Genomic DNA, 18567 nt, shown 5'->3' on the forward strand with positions numbered 1-18567 from the left:
CCCTAGATGTAGTGTTTATCCACACATTATTCACAATGAATAGGCTGTGTATAAACCGGGATTTCTTTTAATTTTTGGATACTCACGCAAAGGTAAATACGCGACATGAACCAGAGTCTGCTCGTTACTAAACGCGATGGCCGCCAGGAGCGCATTGATCTCGATAAAATTCACCGTGTGCTGGACTGGGCAGCTGAAGGGCTGAACAACGTCTCAGTGTCACAGGTGGAACTGCGCTCTCACATTCAGTTCTATGATGGAATCAGAACGTCTGACATTCATGAGACTATCATCAAGGCCGCAGCAGACCTCATCTCTCGCGATGCCCCTGACTATCAGTACCTGGCTGCCCGCCTGGCGATCTTCCACCTGCGCAAAAAAGCGTATGGTCAGTTTGAGCCGCCGAAGCTTTATGACCAGGTCGTTAAGATGGTCGACATGGGCAAATATGATCGCCACCTGCTGGAAGATTACAGCCAGGAAGAATTCGCGCAGATGGACGAGTTCCTCGACCACTGGCGAGACATGAACTTCTCCTATGCCGCCGTGAAGCAGCTGGAAGGCAAATATCTGGTGCAGAACCGCGTCTCGGGTGAAATCTACGAGAGTGCGCAGTTCCTCTACATTCTGGTCGCGGCCTGCCTCTTCTCTGGCTACCCGCGCGATACGCGTATGGATTACATCAAGCGTTTCTATGATGCGATCTCAACGTTTAAAATCTCGCTGCCGACGCCAATCATGTCAGGCGTGCGAACCCCGACGCGTCAGTTCAGCTCCTGTGTGCTGATCGAGTGCGGCGACAGCCTGGACTCCATCAACGCCACCTCAAGCGCGATTGTGAAATATGTTTCTCAGCGTGCTGGTATCGGCATCAACGCCGGTCGTATCCGTGCGCTGGGCAGCCCGATTCGCGGGGGTGAAGCGTTCCACACCGGCTGTATCCCGTTCTACAAGCATTTCCAGACTGCGGTGAAGTCCTGTTCTCAGGGCGGCGTGCGTGGCGGTGCAGCAACGCTCTTCTACCCGATGTGGCATCTGGAAATCGAAAGCCTGCTGGTGCTGAAAAACAACCGTGGTGTTGAAGGCAACCGCGTGCGTCACATGGACTACGGTGTACAGCTCAACAAGCTGATGTATCAGCGCCTGCTGAAAGGCGAAGATATCACCCTGTTCAGCCCGTCTGACGTGCCAGGCCTGTATGATGCGTTCTTCGCCGATCAGGATGAGTTCGAACGTCTCTACACCAAATATGAGCAGGATCAGAGCATCCGTAAGCAGCGTGTTAAAGCGGTCGATCTCTTCTCGCTGATGATGCAGGAACGTGCTTCAACCGGCCGTATCTACATTCAGAACGTCGATCACTGCAACACTCACAGCCCGTTTGATCCGCGCATCGCCCCGGTTCGCCAGTCTAACCTCTGCCTGGAAATCGCCCTGCCGACCAAACCGCTGGAAGATGTTAACGACGAAAACGGTGAGATTGCACTGTGTACGCTTTCTGCGTTCAACCTTGGCGCCATCGAAAGCCTCGACGATCTGGAAGAGCTGGCTACCCTCGCCGTTCGTGCGCTCGATGCGCTGCTCGATTATCAGGATTACCCGATTCCGGCTGCCCAGCGTGGCGCAATGGGTCGTCGTACCCTGGGTATTGGCGTGATCAACTACGCTTACTATCTGGCGAAGCACGGTGTGCGCTACTCCGATGGCAGCGCCAATGGCCTGACGCACAAAACCTTTGAAGCCATTCAGTATTACCTGCTGAAAGCGTCCAATGAGCTGGCGAAAGAGCAAGGTGCCTGCCCGTGGTTCAATGAAACCACCTATGCGCAGGGCATCATGCCGATCGACACCTACAAGAAAGATCTGGACGCGATCAGCAACGAACCGCTGCATCTCGACTGGGAGAGCCTGCGTGAAGAGATCAAAACGCACGGCCTGCGTAACTCGACCCTGTCTGCGCTGATGCCGTCTGAGACTTCGTCGCAGATCTCCAATGCCACCAACGGCATCGAGCCACCACGCGGTCACATCAGCATCAAAGCATCGAAAGATGGCATCCTGCGTCAGGTGGTGCCGGAGTATGAGCGTCTGAAAGATCAGTACGAACTGCTGTGGGAAATGCCGAACAATGACGGTTACCTGCAACTGGTGGGTCTGATGCAGAAATTCATCGACCAGGCGATTTCGTCTAACACCAACTACGATCCATCACGCTTTACTAACGGTAAAGTGCCGATGAAACAGCTGCTGAAAGATCTGCTGACCGCGTACAAGTTTGGCGTGAAAACGCTCTACTATCAGAACACCCGTGACGGTGCGGAAGATGCGCAGGATGACCTGGCACCTTCTATCCAGGATGATGGCTGCGAGAGCGGCGCCTGTAAAATCTAATGGTCAGGCGGGAGATTCTCCCGCCTCATTCATTTCACGAGGCCTGGCTTCGTCTACTTTTGGACAACTTTTATGGCTTACTCCACTTTCTCACAGAACAAAAATGATCAGCTGAAAGAGCCGATGTTTTTCGGTCAGTCCGTAAACGTGGCGCGCTTCGATCAGCAAAAATATGACATCTTTGAAAAGCTGATCGAAAAGCAGCTCTCCTTCTTCTGGCGTCCGGAAGAGGTTGATGTCTCACGCGACCGAATTGACTACCAGGCGCTGCCGGACCACGAGAAGCATATCTTTATCAGCAACCTGAAGTATCAGACACTGCTGGATTCCATTCAGGGTCGCAGCCCGAACGTCGCCCTGCTTCCGCTGATCTCGATTCCTGAGCTGGAAACCTGGATTGAAACCTGGGCGTTCTCCGAGACGATCCACTCCCGTTCTTACACCCATATCATCCGTAATATCGTTAACGATCCGGCGGTGGTATTCGACGATATCGTCACCAATGAGCAGATTCTGGCGCGTGCCCAGGATATCTCACGCTATTACGACGATCTGATTGAGATGACTAACTACTGGCATCAGCTGGGCGAAGGCACGCATAAGGTCAACGACAAACAGGTTGTGGTCAGCCTGCGTGCCCTGAAGAAGCAGCTCTATATCTGCCTGATGAGCGTCAATGCGCTGGAAGCGATCCGTTTCTATGTCAGCTTCGCCTGTTCATTCGCTTTCGCCGAGCGTGAACTGATGGAAGGCAATGCCAAAATCATCAAACTGATCGCCCGCGATGAAGCGCTGCACCTGACCGGCACCCAGCATATGCTGAACCTGCTGCGCAGCGGCGAAGACGATCCGGAAATGAAAGAGATTGCGGCAGAGTGCCGTGAAGAGTGCTTCGAGCTGTTTAAGAAGGCAGCGCTGCAGGAGAAAGAGTGGGCGGAATATCTGTTCAGCGGCGGTTCAATGATCGGCCTGAACAAAGACATTCTCTGCCAGTACATTGAGTACATCACCAATATCCGTATGCAGGCAGTTGGCCTTGATCTGCCCTTCCAGACGCGCTCTAACCCGATCCCATGGATTAACTCCTGGCTGGTGTCTGACAACGTGCAGGTTGCGCCACAGGAAGTGGAAGTGAGCTCCTATCTGGTGGGTCAGATCGATTCTGAAGTAGGCGCTAACGACTTCGACGACTTCCAGCTTTAATCATGAGTCGCGACGTTGTTATTCTGCGCAGTTCCGGCGCCCGGCTGGAATGCGCAGAAGATCACCCCAATCTGCTCTCCCTGCTGGAAGCCAATAATCTCTGCGTGGAGTTTCAGTGCCGCGAAGGTTACTGCGGCTCCTGCCGGATGCGGCTGCTGAAAGGCGAAGTGCATTACCCACAGCGGCCGCTGGCCTTTGTGCAGCAGGATGAGATTCTGCCCTGCTGCTGCAAAGCTAAAGGCGAGATCGAGCTTGAGTTATAACTGAGACGGAACAAGTCTGGCTTGATTTGCTGTTAGATCGAGTCAGCTTATTTATTGCTGTGAGAATGCCCCCGCAAAGGGTCATTCACAGTCACATACAAAACGGGCGCCTCTGGCGCCCGTTTTGTTTTCACTGAAATTACTGTCTGACAGTTTCAACCACATCAATCCAGCCGTGACCGGTGCTCACTTCGCTGCCGTGTAACCAGCGGCGCAGCATATTCATCGCCATCATCGCTACCACCTTCTGGCGCGTCTCCAGGTTATGACGACCGGTGCTGAACTTCACGCGCTGACCAAAGCCGCCATCCGGCGTATGTAACGCTACCGAAATCGTTTCCTGTTCCAGGCTGCCAACAGAAAGCGCCAGCGCTGCCTGCTGCTGTGCGGCAAGTTCGCGCGTGCGCGTCACCTGCTGCTCCAGCGTCTCCTGCGTTGATGGCAGAATGTCAGCGCCCCGCAACGGCACGCTGGCGGCAGCCAGCTGCCAGTAAAGCAGCCCGGCGGTGTATTGCTCACTGACCGCCAGCTGCTCGCCACGCTGCGTCAGCTCGCGTGCCAGCAGCGCCGGTAACCCTTCCGTGCCTTCAAAGATAGTGCACTCCGCCAGTAACAGACGCACCTGCTGCCACACCTGCTCCATCGCGACACGCTGACTGGCCGGGCCGGTCAGTTTGATCTCAATGATCGGCATCGACGAGCGATAGCCCATCACCACACCTTCCGGCAGCGCCAGCGGCTCCAGCTCAGCGGCAATATCACTTTCACCGCGACCAAAGGTGGTCAGTCGTAGACAAATCGGCGGTTCGGGCGGCGAGAATTTTGCTTTCAGACGGGGAATGATCTGCTGCTCCACCATCACCTTAAATTCAGATGGCACGCCAGGCGTGAAGAATATCCAGCAGCGGTTGAGTTGCAGGGCAAAGCCACAGGCGGTTCCAACCGGATTATCAATCAGCTCCGCATTGGCCGGAATTTCAGCCTGCTTGCGATTGCTGGCGGCCATCACCCGGCCACGGCTGGCGAACCAGGCTTCCATTTGTGCCAGCCAGTCCTGCTGCATCTCCAGTTCAACCCCACAGGCGCGAGCGGCTGCCAGCGCGCTGAGATCGTCACTGGTGGGACCCAGGCCGCCATTCACAATCAACACGTCGGCCTCATGGCTTCGTGCCTGCAGGGTGTCGATGAGCGATTCCAGTGAATCCCCAACCGTGGTTCGGCTGGTCATGGGCAAACCTTGCTGGAATAAAATATCAGCCAGCCAGGCGGCATTGGTATCGACGATTTGGCCATGCAGCACCTCATCCCCGGTAGACAGCATCTCAATTCTAATCACGTCCGGTTCTCCTTTTCACGTTTATTTAACTGTATGAAGTCCACCTGCGAAACACAATCTGTGTGACCAGTGTTTGTTACTGGTTTATCTAAAGCAGCACGTTGCGCATAAAAGTGAATGAGGGCGAGGCAGGCTCAACAGAGGTGAATCAATGAGGGGTTGAGAAAACAATAAAAAAACGGCGGGATTTACCCGCCGCAGGTTTACTGCTGTCGTCTGTTACCGCGCTGCATGAGCGAATCGCAATTAGCGACGCGCCAGCAGCAGGCCGAGAACCAGGCCGGCGGTTGCACCAATACCTACGCCCTGCCACGGTTTTTCGTGCACGTAATCGTCTGCACGATATGCCGCTTGTTTAGCGCGATAGTAGTAACTGTCGGACGCCTGGCTGACACGGGATTTAACATCGTTCAGCGCCTGTTCAGCTTTGCTTTTAAGCTCAATGTATTTCTGATCGGCCGGATCGCCTGATGCCTTAAGCACTTCTTCCAGGGTTTCGGTCAGTAACGCAATATCGTCATCGAGGCCCGATTCGAATTGATTTGTCTGATTTACCATCATTTCCTCCGTGTGAATTGCAAAGCAGTTCATTAACTATAGCCATAATCTGGCGCTCTGCTGATTTCCTGCTCCAGGAATCACCTGATTTTTCATCTGTTAATCTTACTCAGTGCAGGCGGTGCGCCGCTTCGCTGCGCAAAGAAGTGTAAGACGCAGCGGCAACCGCCGAATTTCGCTTCGCTTCTTTGATTAATCTGATAAATTTTGTCGTGACTGAATTTTCCAGTAACCCTACTGTCGTACCCCTCTGTTGCCTGTGATTATCGGGCCATGAAAGTGCATGTTGCACAACAGTCACGACACCCTCGAACAGCTAAGGAATGATCTCTGGCATGAATCGAAGAATGTTTATGAAAGCGTCAATGGCCTTCTCTGCCGTCAGCGGCATGACCGGCCTGTCAACGCTGTTTGCGCAATCCGCATGGGCAGAAGATGGCATTGCTGACGGAACCGCCGTACGCTTCGATTTCGACGTATTGAAGAAAAACGCGGCTGCGCTGGCGAAGAAACCCTGGGGCGGTGCACCAGGTGCACTGCCGGAGACGCTGGCCACACTGACCCCACAGGCGTACAACGAAATTCAGTATGACGCCAACCACTCACTCTGGAATAACCTGCCCGATCGTCAGCTGGACGTGCAGTTCTTCCATGTCGGCATGGGCTTCAAGCGGCGCATCCGCATGTTCTCTGTTGACGGCGAGAGCCGTCAGGCACGCGAAATTCACTTTCGCCCTGAGCTGTTCAACTATAACGACGCGAAGGTTGATACTAAGCAACTGGAGGGCAAAACTGACCTCGGCTTCGCCGGTTTCCGCGCATTTAAAAAACCGGAACTGGCCCGTCGCGACATCGTATCCTTCCTTGGCGCAAGTTACTTCCGTGCGGTAGACGATACTTACCAGTATGGCCTCTCGGCGCGTGGTGTCGCGATCAACACCTTCAGCAATGGCCAGGAAGAGTTCCCCGATTTCACCGCCTTCTGGTTTGAAACGCCGAAAGCGGAAGATACCACCTTTACCTGCTACGCCCTGCTGGATGGCGCCAGTGTGACGGGTGCCTATAAGTTCATCATCCACTGCGAAGAGAAACGCGTGGTGATGGAGGTGGAAAACCACCTGTTCGCCCGTAAAGAGATTCGTCAGATTGGCATCTCGCCAATGACCAGTATGTTCAGCTGCGGCACCAACGAGCGCCGCATGTGCAACACCTACCATCCGCAGATCCACGACTCCGATCGTCTGGCGATGTGGACCGGTAAAGGCGAATGGATCGCCCGCCCACTGAATAATCCGCAGCGTCTGCAGTTCAACGCCTATGAAGATGAGAATCCGCGAGGCTTCGGCCTGCTGCAGTTGAATCACGACTTCAAGGATTATCAGGATGTGATTGGCTGGTATGACAAACGTCCGAGCCTGTGGGTTGAGCCGGTCGGCAAGTGGGGCAAAGGCGCGATTAACCTGATGGAGATCCCGACCACCGGTGAAACGCTGGATAACGTGGTCTGCTTCTGGCAACCGGCTGAGCCGGTGAAAGCGGGTAGCGAGCTGAATTTCTCCTACAAGCTTTACTGGAGTGGTCTGCCGCCAGTGCGAAGCGGTCTGGCACGTGTGGATGCGACCCGTACCGGTATCGGTGGTTTCCCGGAAGGCTGGGCGCCTGGCGAACACTTCCCGGAAACCTGGTGCCGCCGCTTCGCCATCGATTTTATTGGTGGTGATCTGCAGGCTGCTGCGCCGAAAGGCATTGAGCCGGTGATTACCGTTTCATCCGGCAGCGTGAAGCAGGTTGAAATTCTGTATGTCGATCCGCTCAAAGGATACCGCATCCTGTTTGACTGGTATCCGAACAGCGATTCCACCCAGCCGGTAGAGATGCGTCTGTTCCTGCGCAGCAAGGATGAGACGCTGAGTGAAACCTGGCTTTATCAGTATTTCCCGCCTGCGCCGGATCAGCGCAAATATGTCGATGACCGTCAGATGACGGTGGGTTGATAGAAAAAGGCGAGGCTCAGGCCTCGCTTTTTTTTATGGCGCATTCTTCAGCATATCGACGTGCGGAATGCCATCTTCCAGATAGTTCTCCCCCACCGCCACAAAGCCGTGCTGCCCATAGAAGTTTTCAAGATGCGCCTGCGCGGAGAGAAATATGTCACGGCCTGGCCAGTGCTGCTGACAACTGCTGATCGCCTGTTCCATCAGACGATTGCCCAGACGCGCACCGCGCACCCGATCTGAAACAATGACCCGTCCAATTTTCACCGGGCTGGTTTCATCTTCCGGGGAAAGAAGTCGCGCATAAGCCACCAGCTGATCATCCACCGTGCCCAGCAGATGCCTGTTTTCGGCCTGTAAATCTTTGCCATCCACATCAAGATAAGCACACTGTTGCTCCACCACAAACACCGCACTGCGCAACGCCAGCAGCGCATAGAGTTCCGGGGCGGTAAGTTCGCTATGGTGTTTATCCTGCCAGTCAATGTTCATGGTCTCTCCTTACTAAACCAGACACTCTACATCAGCGCGAGGTCGTCAGCACCAGCTGGTCACCTCATCTGACAGACAAAAAAAATCAGGCCCGGAGGCCTGATTCATTATTCGCAGTTATCAGCTTACATCAGTGGCTGAGCCATCTGGACCAGTCTGATGAGCGGCTGCGGGTAAACCCCTAACAGCAGTACCAGAATGGCAGAAATCAGAACCACGACACCACCGGCGGTGAATGCCCAGTTAGCCGGGGTATCACGGGTGTGCAGTTCCGGCGGGCTGAGGTAGAGACTTACCGTTACGCGCAGATAGTAGTAAAGGCCAATCGCACTGCCCGCTACTACCGCACCGGTCAGCCACCACAGATGCGCACTGACGCCTGAAGCAATCACGTAGAATTTACCGATAAAGCCCAACGTCATCGGGATACCGGCCAGTGACAGCATCATCACTGTCATGACCGCTGACAGGATAGGACGATGCCAGAACAGACCGCGATAAGAGTAGAGTGAATCTGCATCCGGGCCACGATACGGGCTGGACATCAGACTCACCACACCAAAGGCACCCAGGCTGCTGAACAGATAACCGGCCAGGTAAACACCTGAGGTTTCCAGCGACAGCTGATGATCTTTCACTGCAATCAGCGCGACCAGCAGATAGCCGAGGTGGGCGATAGAGGAGTAACCCAGCAGACGCTTGATGTTGCTCTGCGAAATCGCCATCAGGTTACCGAACAGAATCGAAACGAAGGCGATCATGGCCAGCACAGTGCGCACCGCTTCGCTGTCGGTCACCGGCGCGTACATAAACAGACGCATGATGACACCGAAGATCGCAATCTTGCTGGCTGTCGCCAGGAAGGTTGAAACCGGCGCAGGCGCACCCTGATACACATCGGGCGTCCAGAGATGGAACGGAACCAGTGAAAGTTTGAAGCCCAGGCCGATGATCATCATGCCCAGCCCCACCAGCAGCAGTGGCTCATGGATCATGCTGTCAGTCAGGCTCTGACCCAGCGCAACAAAGCTCAGGTTACCGGAGTCGGCGTAGATAAGCGCAATACCAAACAGCAGGAACGATGAGGCCGCCGCAGACAGAATGGTGTATTTCAGTGCGGCTTCCAGCGAACGTTTCTGGCGGAAAGCGTAGCCAATCAGACCAAACAGCGGCAGCGACAACAGCTCAATGCCGATGAACAGCGAGGCCAGATGGTTAGCACTGGCCAGCACGATGCCACCGAGGGCCGCAATCAGCACCAGCAGATAGAACTCATCTTTGTTGTCCGGGTAACCCGCCAGCCATGGATAGGCAAAGGTACAGGTCGCCAGACTCGCCAGCATCACCAGCGCGGTATAGAACATCGAATAGCCATCGACGCGCAGCAGCGGCGTGACATCCATCGCCCCGACCTGACCGACAAAGTAGAGCGAGAGCAGCGCCAGATTCAGGCCAACTACCGTTAGCGTGGCGTTAACGAAGTGGTTGCGTCGCCAGGCAATGGACAGCATCACAACCACCACCGTCAATCCGACGATTAACAGCGGTAGTAACGCAATCAATTGGTGAGGAGTTATTGTCATGGCGAATTACGGCCTTGTAGTTGAAATTGAAGCGGTAAACCACTGCTGAATATTGCTCATGGCAGCGTGCGAAGTATCCAGAATCGGCTGTGGATAGACGCCCAGCAGCACCAGCAGCACCACCAGAACACCGATGGTCATGAACTCGCGCGGCGACATGCCTGGCAGCGGATCTTTCGATTTCGCTTCGCCATAGTAAGCGCGCTGCATCATCACCAGCGAGTAAATCGAGGCGAACACCAGACCAAAGGTCGCGATGATGATAATCATCGGCACCACCTGGAAGCTGCCGGTCAGAATCATAAATTCGCCGACGAAGTTACCCGTACCCGGCATACCGAGGTTGGCGACAGCAAAGAAGAGCGACAGACCCGGAATCCATTTGATGCGCGACCACAGACCACCCATCTGACGCATATCACGAGTATGCAGACGCTCATACAGCTGACCACACAGAATGAAGAGTGCCGCTGCGGACAGACCGTGTGCAATCATCTGAATCACCGCACCCTGCAGCGCCAGCTGGCTGCCGGTGTAGATAGCAATCAGCACAAAGCCCATGTGCGAAATCGAGGTATACGCGATCAGACGTTTGATATCGGTCTGCGAGAAGGCCATCCAGGCACCGTAGAAGATCCCAATGATGCCTAACCACATAGCGATTGGCGCAAACTCTGCTGACGCGTTCGGGAACAGCGGCAGACTGAAACGCAGTAAGCCATAAGCCGCGGTTTTCAGCAGGATACCTGCCAGGTCAACAGAACCCGCAGTCGGCGCCTGACTGTGCGCATCCGGCAGCCAGCCATGTAACGGCACTACCGGCATCTTCACCGCAAAGGCGATAAAGAAGCCCAGCATCAGCAGATATTCAACACCGCTCGACATTGGCGTCTTCAGAAGCTGTTCATAGTTGAACGTCCAGACACCGGTCGCGTTGTAGTGGACAAACACCAGGCCCAGAATCGCAATCAGCATCACCAGACCGGAAGCCTGGGTGTAGATGAAGAACTTAGTCGCAGCGGAGATGCGGGTTTTGCCGTCAGACGCTTTATGACCCCAGAGCGCGATGAGGAAGTACATCGGCACCAGCATCATTTCCCAGAAGAAGAAGAACAGGAACATGTCGATGGAAAGGAACACACCGATTACGCCGCCCAGGATCCACATCAGGTTCAGATGGAAGAAGCCCTGATACTTTGAAATCTCATTCCATGAACAGAGCACCGCCATCAGACCGAGCAGGCCTGTCAGCACTACCATCAGCAGCGACAGGCCATCAATGGCTAAATGGAAGCTGATGCCGAAGCGTGGGATCCACGGAACGGAGAAACTTGACTGCCACTGCGGAATGCCCGCTGCCTGCGTCAGTGAATAGCCTCCCTGCAACCAGAGTTGCAGCGAAAGCGCCAACGTCAGCCCCATGGTGATCAGCGCGATCCAGCGTGGCACCTTCGCGCCAAGGCGCTCAGTGAGCCAGCAGATCAGACCGCCGACGAAGGGTATGATAATTAGCCAAGGTAATAACACGGCACACTTCCCTTTTCTTTGTCTTAGTTCGGGCTATCTTACTTGCCAGTTTGATTCCCGGCAGTGCTCGCAATCCTCACATACCTCGGTATGCTCCGGTTGCTGCGCGCTGGCGGTAACCAGACTGGCTGCGACGATAACGCCCTTGCTCAGGACAATTTTTGACATTCTCAATGGGCAGATTAACTAACCTGCCCCGCTCATCAATCTTTAAATCACCAGCAGCATAGCCAGCACCAGTACGGCACCCAGGCTCATTGACGCAACGTACCAGCGCAGGTAGCCGTTCTCACTGACAACCAGGCCTTTGTTGGCAATGCGTGACAGCAGCGCAGGCAGGTTCATCAGACCATTCAGTGGGTCGCGCTTCAGCAGCCACGCAATGCCCAGGTAGGGTTTAACGAACACTTTATCGTAGAGCCAGTCGAAGCCCCAGGCCGCAAACCACCAGGTGCCGAAGAAGCGGCCTGGCGCACTGTTTGCGATACGGGTAACCAGCTCACGTTTGCCCAGCCACAGCGCAGCAGCGATCAGAATGCCGACAATCGCTACGACGCCCGAGGTGATTTCCAGTCCCACTTTGCCCGCTTCACCAAACTCACTGGCTGGCAATACACCCGCCAGCGGTGGCGTAATCAGCGCACCAATGAAGGTAGAGAGCAGCAGCAGTACAATCAGCGGCAGATGATGGGTAATGCCTTTACCGGCGTGCGCATGAATTTTCTCTTCGCCGTGGAACACGATGAAGATCATGCGGAAGGTGTAGATAGAGGTCAGGAACGCCCCTACCAGACCCGCAAACATCAGGTTGATGTGACCGTTAGCCAGTGCGCCGAACAGAATCTCATCTTTACTGTAGAAGCCCGCCGTAATCAGCGGCAGTGCCGCCAGCGCCGCGCCGCCAACCAGGAAGCAGGTGTAGACCAGCGGAATGCTCTTGCGCAGGCCACCCATTTTGAAGATGTTCTGCTCGTGATGGCAGGCCAGAATCACTGAACCCGAAGAGAGGAACAGTAACGCTTTAAAGAAGGCGTGCGTCATCAGATGGAAAATCGCCGCATCCCACGCCTGAACACCCAACGCCAGGAACATGTAACCAATCTGGCTCATGGTGGAGTAAGCGAGAACACGTTTGATGTCGGTCTGTACCAGCGCGGCAAAGCCCGCCAGCACCAGGGTAATTGCCCCGACGATGCCGACCAGATGCAGCACTTCCGGCGTCAGCAGGAAGAGACCGTGGCTGCGGGCAATCAGGTAAACACCCGCTGTCACCATGGTCGCGGCGTGGATCAGTGCTGAAACCGGTGTCGGACCGGCCATCGCATCAGCCAGCCAGGTCTGCAACGGCAACTGTGCCGATTTACCGACCGCGCCACCCAGCAGCATCAGCGTTGCCCACTGCAGCATATGGTTGTCTGCGGCAAAGTGCGCCGGCGCCAGTTCCATCATCTCGCGGAAGTTCAACGTGCCCAGCTCGTTGTAGAGAATGAACAGGCCGAATGCCAGGAAGACGTCGCCCACGCGGGTGATGATAAAGGCTTTCATCGCCGCTTTGCCGTTTTCCGGATTGCTGTAGTAGAAGCCGATCAGCAGATAAGAGCAGAGCCCTACCCCTTCCCAGCCCAGATACATCAGCATCAGGTTATCGGCCAGCACCAGAACAACCATGCTGGCGATAAACAGGTTGGTATAGGCGAAGAAGCGGGAGTAGCCCTCTTCTCCACGCATATACCAGGAGGCGAACATATGAATGAAGAAGCCAACACCGGTGACGACTGACAGCATGGTCAGAGACAGGCCATCCAGCGTCAGGTTCACTTTCATGTCGAAGTTGCCGACATGCATCCAGGTCCAGAGTGACTGGGTATAGGCTTGCTGACCACTGGCGAAGAACTCGAATCCGAGCATCACTGTAGTCAATGCTGCCAGACCCACCGATCCCATACCTACCGTGGCCGACAGGTTCTCAGACCAGCGACCGCGGGAAAACGCTAACAGCAGAAAGCCGATCAGCGGAAACAAGACAGTTAAATAGAGAAGATTCATCCGCGCATCTCGCTCACAGTATCAATGTTCAGCGTCTGACGACGACGATAGAGCTGAAGCAGCAGCGCCAGACCAATACTGGCTTCCGCTGCCGCCAGGCTGATCGCCAGGATATACATCACCTGTCCATCGGCCTGACCCCAGTAGCTCCCGGCAACCACCAGAGCTAAGGCGGCGGCGTTGATCATGATTTCAAGGCCGATCAGCATAAACAGCAGATTGCGGCGTATCACCAGCGACGTCAGTCCAAGGACAAACAGCACGGCAGCAAGAATCAATCCATGTTGTAACGGGATCATGCGTTCTCCTTTTTCACCTGAGCGGCGTCAGCATTACGGTTACTCAGGACTTCGCCCTGACGCTCTTCACGACCGATATGGAACGCCACGACCAGACCTGCCAGCAGCAGCATAGAAGCCAGTTCAACCGCCAGCACATAAGGACCAAACAGGCTGATGCCGACCGCTTTGGCGTCGATGATGGTGCCATCAATGCCCTGGTCATTCGCCGTCAGGATGGCGTAAATCATCACCACCAGCAGCAGCAACGAGACGATGCCGGGACCAATCCACAATGACGGGCTGAGCCACTCACGCTCCTGCTTCTCCGTCTGCTTGCCCAGGTTCAGCATCATAACGACGAAGACGAACAGCACCATGATGGCGCCAGCGTAGACGATGATCTCCAGCGCACCCGCAAAATAGGCACCCATAGAGAAGAAGACGCCCGCGATCGATAACAGCGAAACGATCAGGTACAGCAACGCATGTACCGGATTGGTGTGGGTAATGACGCGCAACGTCGTCAGCACCGCCACCAGTCCGCAAAGATAAAACGCAAATTCCATGCCTTGCTCCTTAAGGTAATAAGCCTTTGACGTCGATAGGCTTGGCTTCGTTTTCCGCTTCGCCCTTATCTTTACCGTCAATCGCCATACCTGCCATGCGGTAGAAGTTGTACTCCGGATATTTACCCGGTCCCGAAATCAGCAGATCGTCCTTTTCATACACCAGATCCTGACGCTTAAACTCACCCAGTTCGAAATCCGGGGTAAGCTGAATCGCGGTGGTCGGACAGGCTTCTTCACACATGCCGCAGAAAATACAGCGTGAGAAGTTGATGCGGAAGAACTCCGGGTACCAGCGGCCATCTTTGGTCTCGGCTTTCTGTAGTGAAATACAGCCAACCGGACAGGCAACCGCACACAGGTTACAGGCGACGCAACGCTCCTGACCATCCGGATCGCGGGTTAACACGATACGGCCACGATAGCGTGGCGGCAGATAAACCGGCTCTTCCGGGTACATCTGCGTTTCACGTTTGGCAAAGGCGTGCAGCCCTATCAGCCAGATACTGCGAACTGTCGTGCCAAAGCCTACGACAATATCTTTCAAAGTCATTTGTTAACCCCTTACGGCGCTGTGTAGAGAATCACTGCGGCAGTCGCCAGCAGGTTCAACAGCGTCAACGGCAGACACACTTTCCAGCCGAATGACAGCACCTGGTCGTAGCGTGGACGCGGAAGCGCAGCACGAATCAGGATGAACATCATCATAAAGAACGCCGTTTTCAGGGCGAACCAGATGAACGGCGGCAGGAAAGGTCCGTGCCAGCCACCAAAGAACAGCGTTACGATCAGCGCTGAAACGGTGGTAATCGCCACATATTCGCCGACAAAGAATAGGCCAAACTTCATGCCGGCATATTCAATGTGATAACCATCTGCCAGTTCCTGCTCCGCTTCTGGCTGGTCAAAGGGATGACGGTGACACACCGCCACGCCAGCAATACAGAAGGTTACGAAACCAAAGAACTGCGGAATGATGTTCCACAGGTGCGTCTGGCTGTTGACGATATCGTTCATGTTGAACGAGCCCGCCTGCGCCACCACACCCATCAGCGACAGACCCAGGAACACTTCGTAGCTCAGCGTCTGCGCCGAGGCGCGCATCGCACCCAGCAGCGAGTATTTGTTGTTACTCGACCAGCCAGCAAACAGCACGGCGTAGACCGCAAGGCCCGCCATCATCAGGAAGAACAGCAGACCGATATTCAGGTCTGTCACCATCCAGGTTGGCGACACTGGCACGATAGCAAAGGCCAGCAGCAGAGAAACAAAGGCAATAACCGGCGCAAGGGTAAAGATAAAGCGGTCGGTAAATGGCGGAACCCAGTCCTCTTTAAAGAACATTTTGATCATGTCCGCAACCAGCTGGAGCGAGCCGCCCCAGCCGACGCGGTTAGGTCCGTAACGGTTCTGGAACAGGCCGAGCAGACGACGCTCGGCGAAGCTCATGAACGCGCCGCAGGCCACAACCACCAGCAGAATCACAATGGCTTTAACAATGGCCAGCAGAATGTCGATAACGTCCGGTGTTAACCAGCTCATTGCGCCGCCTCCTGCAGAGTGTCGATTTTACTGTTCGCCAGGAATGGCGGAACGCCCGGCATACCCAGCGGCAGACCAATCTGACCCGCCTGCAGTGACGCCGAGAAACGGACCGGCAGACGCACTGTCTCGCCGGCACAGCTGAATTCAACCGCCGCGCCATTGTTGACGCCCAGCTTCGCTGCATCCTCCGGGTTAATCACCAATGCAGGCTCTGTCATGCGCTGCTGGAAGACCGGTGAACGCTGTGACATCTCTTCGCTACCGAACAACCGGTGGAGAGGCGCCACACGCCACTTCGCATCACTGACAAACGCGGCAGGAACGGTTGTGAACCATGGCAGCTCACTGTTGCTGGCTTCAAACAGGCGTACGCCCGGATCGCCATGACGCAGTTTGCCGCCCACTTCAGCCTGGAACTTGTTCCACGCCTGCGGTGAGTTCCAGCCTGGAGCCCAGGCAAACGGAATCTGCGAACGCGGAGCTGATGGCTGGTTGTTCCCTTCCATAGAGAAGGCGAACATGGTGTCCTGGTCCTGCGGCTGACGCGGTTCATGAACGCTGATATTCGCGCGCATCGCAGTACGTCCACTGTTACGTATTGGAGAACGCGCCAGTTTCTGACCACGGATGCGGAAGCTGGCGTCAGGTGCCGCTTCTTTAATACCCGCGAGCTGTGGCAGACGGGTCACCACGGCATCGATCACGTGATCGAGCTGCGTCCAGTCCACGTGACGGCTTTCCAGCGTGCTGTGCAGCGAGTGCAGCCAGCGCCAGCTTTCCAGCATCACAACGTTGCTGTCGTAATAGGCAGGATCGTAAACCTGGAAGAAACGCTGGGCGCGGCCTTCATGGTTAATAGACGTCCCGTCGCTTTCAGCGAAGCTGGCGGTGGATAACACCAGGCCCGCTTTCTCCAGCGTGGCTGTACGCTGATGATCAACCACAATCACGTTCGTGGTCTGCGCCAGGGCTGCATCCACCACGGCTTTTGGTGCGTGACGATAGAGGTCATTTTCCAGCACCACCAGCGCATCGGCTTCGCCGTTGCTCAGTTGCTCCAGCGCATGCTCCAGCGGATTACCGCCGATCATGCCCAGACCGATGCTGTTGGCGTGACCCGCCAGCAGAGTAATGCCGACATCTGCGCCGCGTGCCTTCAGGGCTTTCGCCACGTTCGCTGCGGCTTCAATGACTGCGCTGCTGCCTGAGTGAGTACCGGAGATGATTAATGGCTTTTTCGCGCCGGCCAGCGCCTGAACGACAACATCCATTTTCCCGTTGAGCTTGCTGTCGAAATCGGTCACTGCCGGAGCAGATTCATCCAGTGCACTGGCGATAGCGAAGCCGAGGCGCGCCTGATCTTCAACCGGCGCACGATAGCTCCATGCCGCGATATCATCCAGACGGGTTTCATCAACATGGGTAACGAACAGAGGATGCTTCGCGTTCTGACCGATGTTCATAATGGCGGCGATCTGCCAGTCTGCGACTTTCTGCGCAGCGGCCATATCACGCGCTTTGCCTTTTACCGCCTGACGGACAGAGAGTGCCACGCGAGCACCAACCTGTGTAAGGTCTTCACCCAGCACCAGCACCGCATCGTAGCTTTCAATTTCACGCAGCGATGGCGTATAGACACCGCTTTCGCGCAGGACTTTGAGCATCAGTTCAAGACGGGCCTGCTCGTCCGCTGGCATACCGGTTGAGAAGTTCTCTGCGCCCACCAGTTCACGCAGTGCAAAGTTACTTTCAACGCTGGCGCGCGGCGAGCCGATACCGATCACTTTCTTCGCCTGACGCAGCAAATCTGCACCGGCATTGACCGCCTGCTCTGCGTTCAGCGTGACCCAGTCATTGCCGCGCAGCAGCATCGGCTGACGCGGACGATCTTTGCGGTTCACGTAGCCATAGCCAAAGCGGCCACGGTCACACAGGAAGTAGTGATTTACGGTGCCGTTATAGCGGTTTTCGATACGACGCAACTCACCATAACGCTCACCAGGGCTGGTGTTACAGCCGACACTGCACTGCTGGCAGATGCTCGGCGCAAACTGCATATCCCATTTACGGTTATAGCGTTCTGAGTGGGTTTTATCCGTGAAGACGCCGGTCGGGCAGATTTCAACCAGGTTGCCAGAGAACTCGCTTTCCAGCGTGCCATCTTCCGGGCGACCAAAGTAGACGTTGTCATGCGCGCCGTAGACACCCAGATCTTTGCCATCGGCATAATCTTTGTAGTAACGCACACAGCGGTAACAGGCGATACAGCGGTTCATCTCGTGGGAGATGAACGGACCGAGATCCTGATTACGGTGAGTACGTTTGGTGAAGCGATAGCGGCGGAAGCTGTGGCCGGTCATTACTGTCATATCCTGCAGGTGACAGTTACCGCCCTCTTCGCACACCGGACAGTCGTGCGGGTGGTTGGTCATCAGCCACTCCACCACGCTTTCGCGGAACTCTTTCGCTTCGCCATCATCGATGGAGATGAATGTGCCGTCAGAGGCCGGTGTCATGCAGGACATGACAAGACGGCCGCGGGTATCTTCGGCATTCTGGAATTGCTTTACCGCACACTGGCGGCAGGCCCCAACGCTTCCCAGCGCCGGATGCCAGCAAAAGTAAGGAATATCAAGGCCCAGAGAGAGACATGCCTGTAGCAGGTTGTCCGCTCCGTTCACATCATACTCTTTACCGTCTACATGAATTGTAGCCATAGTGACATGCTTCCGTAAGGCTCGTCAGAGACGAGCGTTAATCATATTCTTGCCCCGACGCACGA

Annotated in this window: 15 protein-coding genes; 4 read left to right on the forward strand and 11 right to left on the reverse strand. The window is 55.3% G+C overall.

Annotation, left to right across the window (positions count from 1 at the left end; all coding sequences use genetic code 11):
* Positions 1-105 precede the first annotated feature (105 nt).
* From nrdA to yfaE, 3 genes are all read left to right on the forward strand, one after another.
* Positions 106-2391, forward strand: coding sequence for a class 1a ribonucleoside-diphosphate reductase subunit alpha (gene nrdA, locus AC6I77_RS12910; protein ID WP_003854215.1), 2286 nt, complete (start codon positions 106-108; stop codon positions 2389-2391).
* A 72-nt stretch (positions 2392-2463) separates the two neighbouring features.
* Positions 2464-3594: a class Ia ribonucleoside-diphosphate reductase subunit beta gene (gene nrdB / locus AC6I77_RS12915; protein WP_003854217.1), complete on the forward strand. Its 1131-nt coding sequence runs from the start codon at positions 2464-2466 to the stop codon at positions 3592-3594.
* Between the two features lie 2 nt (positions 3595-3596).
* Entirely contained in the window at positions 3597-3857 is a 261-nt protein-coding gene (gene yfaE / locus AC6I77_RS12920; protein ID WP_003854219.1) for a class I ribonucleotide reductase maintenance protein YfaE, read from the forward strand.
* A 139-nt stretch (positions 3858-3996) separates the two neighbouring features.
* On the opposite strand, the gene AC6I77_RS12925 is transcribed toward yfaE, so the two are convergent.
* Both AC6I77_RS12925 and elaB read right to left on the reverse strand, forming a co-directional pair.
* Positions 3997-5193 (reverse strand): nicotinamide mononucleotide deamidase-related protein YfaY, encoded by a 1197-nt coding sequence (locus tag AC6I77_RS12925; RefSeq protein ID WP_110411226.1) that lies wholly within the window; start codon positions 5191-5193, stop codon positions 3997-3999.
* 246 nt (positions 5194-5439) lie between these two features.
* On the reverse strand, positions 5440-5751 hold the full coding sequence (gene elaB / locus AC6I77_RS12930; RefSeq protein WP_003854223.1) for a stress response protein ElaB: 312 nt from the start codon (positions 5749-5751) through the stop codon (positions 5440-5442).
* A gap of 335 nt (positions 5752-6086) precedes the next feature.
* Here elaB and AC6I77_RS12935 point away from each other — a divergent pair, with 335 nt between their 5' ends.
* Positions 6087-7745 (forward strand): glucan biosynthesis protein D, encoded by a 1659-nt coding sequence (locus tag AC6I77_RS12935; protein ID WP_008926468.1) that lies wholly within the window; start codon positions 6087-6089, stop codon positions 7743-7745.
* Between the two features lie 33 nt (positions 7746-7778).
* Here AC6I77_RS12935 and AC6I77_RS12940 read toward each other — a convergent pair whose 3' ends face one another.
* From AC6I77_RS12940 to nuoG, 9 genes are all read right to left on the reverse strand, one after another.
* Positions 7779-8237 (reverse strand): GNAT family N-acetyltransferase, encoded by a 459-nt coding sequence (locus tag AC6I77_RS12940; protein WP_105098956.1) that lies wholly within the window; start codon positions 8235-8237, stop codon positions 7779-7781.
* 125 nt (positions 8238-8362) lie between these two features.
* Positions 8363-9820, reverse strand: a complete 1458-nt coding sequence (gene nuoN, locus AC6I77_RS12945; RefSeq protein WP_003854230.1) for an NADH-quinone oxidoreductase subunit NuoN — start codon at positions 9818-9820, stop codon at positions 8363-8365.
* Between the two features lie 6 nt (positions 9821-9826).
* Positions 9827-11347, reverse strand: coding sequence for an NADH-quinone oxidoreductase subunit M (nuoM, locus tag AC6I77_RS12950; protein WP_003854232.1), 1521 nt, complete (start codon positions 11345-11347; stop codon positions 9827-9829).
* Positions 11348-11557: 210 nt separating this feature from the next.
* A complete protein-coding gene (gene nuoL, locus AC6I77_RS12955) occupies positions 11558-13393 on the reverse strand; it encodes an NADH-quinone oxidoreductase subunit L (protein WP_497816997.1) in 1836 nt (611 codons plus the stop codon).
* Positions 13390-13692 carry an NADH-quinone oxidoreductase subunit NuoK gene (gene nuoK / locus AC6I77_RS12960; protein WP_003854236.1) on the reverse strand — a complete coding sequence of 101 codons (303 nt, stop codon included), beginning with the start codon at positions 13690-13692 and terminating at the stop codon, positions 13390-13392. Before nuoK ends, nuoL begins: the two co-directional genes overlap by 4 nt.
* The gene (gene nuoJ, locus AC6I77_RS12965) at positions 13689-14240 is read right to left on the reverse strand and encodes an NADH-quinone oxidoreductase subunit J (RefSeq protein WP_003854237.1); all 552 of its coding nucleotides are present in this window, start codon (positions 14238-14240) and stop codon (positions 13689-13691) included. The genes nuoK and nuoJ overlap by 4 nt, the downstream gene beginning before the upstream one ends.
* A 10-nt stretch (positions 14241-14250) precedes the next feature.
* Positions 14251-14793: an NADH-quinone oxidoreductase subunit NuoI gene (gene nuoI, locus AC6I77_RS12970; RefSeq protein WP_003854239.1), complete on the reverse strand. Its 543-nt coding sequence runs from the start codon at positions 14791-14793 to the stop codon at positions 14251-14253.
* Positions 14794-14804: 11 nt separating this feature from the next.
* Positions 14805-15782: an NADH-quinone oxidoreductase subunit NuoH gene (gene nuoH, locus AC6I77_RS12975; RefSeq protein WP_003854240.1), complete on the reverse strand. Its 978-nt coding sequence runs from the start codon at positions 15780-15782 to the stop codon at positions 14805-14807.
* On the reverse strand, positions 15779-18502 hold the full coding sequence (nuoG, locus tag AC6I77_RS12980) for an NADH-quinone oxidoreductase subunit NuoG (RefSeq protein WP_497816998.1): 2724 nt from the start codon (positions 18500-18502) through the stop codon (positions 15779-15781). Before nuoG ends, nuoH begins: the two co-directional genes overlap by 4 nt.
* Positions 18503-18567 lie beyond the last annotated feature (65 nt).

This window comes from Pantoea sp. X-Soil-ISGK-259 (assembly GCF_059730705.1).